The sequence below is a fragment of the Moorena sp. SIO2C4 genome (assembly GCF_010672485.1).
GTDB lineage: Bacteria > Cyanobacteriota > Cyanobacteriia > Cyanobacteriales > Coleofasciculaceae > Moorena > Moorena producens.
Genome location: NZ_JAAHGN010000936.1, coordinates 1 through 3,040 on the forward strand (window position 1 = coordinate 1; position 3,040 = coordinate 3,040).

Consider the following 3,040-nt stretch of genomic DNA (forward strand, 5'->3'; position numbering starts at 1 on the left):
TTGGTCTCAAATCTTCGGCATTGCCTTCTCCAACAAGCGCTGGCTGCATTTCTTTATGCTGTTTGTGCCAGTAACTGGCTTGTGGATGAGTGCAGTAGGAATTGTAGGTTTAGCATTGAACCTGCGAGCCTATGACTTCGTGTCCCAGGAAATCCGGGCAGCAGAAGATCCAGAATTTGAGACGTTCTATACTAAGAACATTTTGCTAAATGAGGGTCTCCGGGCTTGGATGGCTCCGGCAGACCAACCTCACCAAAACTTTGAGTTCCCTGAGGAGGTACTACCGCGTGGTAACGCTCTCTAATAATGTTGGTATGGTTGCGGGCAATCGTGACCAAGAATCTTCCGGTTTCGCCTGGTGGTCTGGTAATGCCCGTCTGATCAACCTCTCTGGTAAGTTGCTGGGAGCTCATGTTTCCCATGCTGGCCTGATCGTTTTCTGGGCTGGCGCAATGACCCTATTTGAGGTTGCTCACTACATTCCCGAAAAGCCTGTGTTCGAGCAAGGATTAATTCTAATCCCTCACATGGCTACTTTGGGTTGGGGTGTTGGTCCTGGTGGCGAAATTGTTGACACTTTCCCCTACTTTGTTATTGGTGTCCTACACCTGATTTCTTCTGCCGTATTGGGCTTCGGCGGTATTTATCACGCCGTTCGTGGTCCTGAAGCCTTAGAAAATTATTCTAACTTCTTTGGTTACGACTGGAAGGACAAGAACAAGATGACTAGTATCATCGGGTTCCACCTGATCATTTTAGGATTGGGTGCCTTCTTGCTGGTGATCAAGGCCATGTTCGTCGGCGGTGTTTATGACTCTTGGGCACCCGGTGGTGGTGCGGTTCGTTTGATCACCAACCCAACCCTGAACCCCGGTGTGATCTTCGGCTACTTAGTCGATGCTCCCTTCGGTGGAGAAGGTTGGATTATTGGTGTCGCCAACATGGAAGACATCATTGGCGGTCATATCTGGATTGGTCTGATCTGCATCTTTGGTGGTGTATTCCACATTCTGACTAAACCCTTCGGCTGGGCTCGTCGTGCCTTTGTCTGGTCTGGAGAAGCTTACCTCTCCTACAGCTTAGGTGCCTTGTCCATGATGGGCTTCATTTGCTCTTGCTACGTGTGGTTCAACAACACCGCTTATCCTAGCGAGTTCTATGGCCCTACTAATGCTGAAGCGTCTCAAGCTCAGTCTTTCGTGTTTTTAGCCCGTGACCAACGCCTAGGTGCTAACATTGCGTCTTCCCAAGGGCCTACTGGTCTGGGTAAATACCTGATGCGCTCTCCTACTGGTGAAATCATCTTCGGTGGTGAAACCATGCGCTTCTGGGACTTCCAAGGTCCGTGGTTGGAGCCTCTACGGGGTCCCAATGGTCTGGATGTTAACAAGCTCAGAAATGACATTCAGCCTTGGCAGCTACGTCGTGCTGCTGAGTACATGACCCATGCTCCTAACGGTTCCATCAACTCTGTAGGTGGCATTATTACTGAGGCAAATTCCTTCAACTATGTCAACCCTCGTGCTTGGTTGGCTAGTTTCCACTTTGTAATGGCCTTCTTCTTCCTAGTTGGTCACCTCTGGCACGCTGGTCGCGCACGGGCTGCTGCGGCTGGATTCGAGAAAGGTATTGACCGTGACACTGAGGCAGTACTTGAAATGCCTGACCTTGACTAGGTGATGGGATTGAGTTAATAACTCAATGGTAAATCACACTAAGTAAAGTCTAATTAATGGCTAATTAATGGCTAACTAAAAGCTAAGTGATTTTTAAGGCTCCTGTACTTTACAGGAGCTTTTCTTTGGAACAGTTTTCTCCATATAGCACTACGCATTGAGATGTTTGACATTGCTAAACTCCGAAACTTAGTCTAAGCTGACTTCTGACTTCTGACTTCTGACTTCTGACTTGCGCGTAGCGCTATAACTCCTGTCTAAGTTAGTCATGGCTGTATATAGGTCATGGGTAAGCTGTGCAGCTCCTTTTTTAACTGACTTGGTAGAATAATCTCCTACACTAATCGCAGATCCAACAGTCACTTTGACGTCACAACCCCATTTAGGAATAGGCTGGCTATAATTAAGAGCAATCGGTACAATATTGAGACCAATACCAGGGTGAGATGATTCTACCTGCAAGGCAATACGAGCCATACCAGGTTTTAAGGGGTTTACTTCACCATTACGGAAAATATTGCCTTCAGGAAACATTACCAGTACTTCGCCATTGCTCAGGAGTTCGACAGTGTGACGGATACTGCTAATTCCTCCACGTCCAGTATCTACGGGGAACCCTCCTAGACGACGGATAAACCAACCCTGTATGCCATAGATTTCATTGGCTGAGACCATATACCGCAAGTCACGTCCGGTTACAGGTTTGCCAACGGCGTAAGGAACCATTAACGCATCCCAACGAGAGCGATGGGTGGGAGCTAAAATAACAGGACCTGTTTTAGGAACGTTCTCTTGCCCTGTTACGGTAAGTTGACCAAAATGAAACGGAATAACAACACGCCGTGCTAAGGGATAGATAATGTTAGTTAACCCGTGGCAAATACCAGAATCTACAGACATGGTTTTGATGGCGTTACCGTGATCGTTACCATAATCAGAAGTATGTTTTAGCGTTGTTGTCATTGCTCAATCCTACTTACTGCAAGTAGAGCTAAACTATCAATGATCAAGGGTTTGTCCTAAATCCTTAACCTTCAGTTCTACTGTATGTGGTTTCGATCTCAATATCTGACACTCACAGGACACTTCTTGTGGTGTCATGCCCTGATCTGTTCCCTATGGATACTGAAGCTATTAATGGCGTGGCTGAAGGTAAGCATATGCGCTACTTGAGGTGCTGCTTGAGGTGCCGTCAGCCGTCAGCCGTCAGCCGTCAGCCGTCAGCCGTCAGCCGTGGGCTTTTGGCCCACGCTGCGCGAACAGCTTTGTGCCATAGACTTTGACGCTGTGACTTTACTCAGATTATTAAACTAAGGCTTACCTGTTTTCTGGATGCAGTTGCTCATGGGGGAAACCCCCGTGAG

At 47.6% G+C, this 3,040-nt stretch carries 3 protein-coding genes and 1 pseudogene; 3 read left to right on the plus strand and 1 reads right to left on the minus strand.

The features are described from left to right. A pseudogene (locus F6K20_RS31650) lies at nucleotides 1–304 on the plus strand (photosystem II D2 protein (photosystem q(a) protein)); the annotation flags it as partial. Beyond that, a complete protein-coding gene (gene psbC / locus F6K20_RS31655) occupies nucleotides 288–1,676 on the plus strand; it encodes a photosystem II reaction center protein CP43 (protein WP_044492884.1) in 1,389 nt (462 codons plus the stop codon). The pseudogene F6K20_RS31650 and the gene psbC, both read left to right, overlap by 17 nt. Nucleotides 1,677–1,865: 189 nt before the next feature. Here psbC and F6K20_RS31660 read toward each other — a convergent pair whose 3' ends face one another. Then, nucleotides 1,866–2,576: a lysophospholipid acyltransferase family protein gene (locus tag F6K20_RS31660; protein WP_008183304.1), complete on the minus strand. Its 711-nt coding sequence runs from the start codon at nucleotides 2,574–2,576 to the stop codon at nucleotides 1,866–1,868. 218 nt (nucleotides 2,577–2,794) lie between these two features. Between F6K20_RS31660 and F6K20_RS31665 the strand changes: the two genes are divergently transcribed. Continuing rightward, nucleotides 2,795–2,959, plus strand: coding sequence for a hypothetical protein (locus F6K20_RS31665; protein WP_287267417.1), 165 nt, complete (start codon nucleotides 2,795–2,797; stop codon nucleotides 2,957–2,959). Nucleotides 2,960–3,040 lie beyond the last annotated feature (81 nt).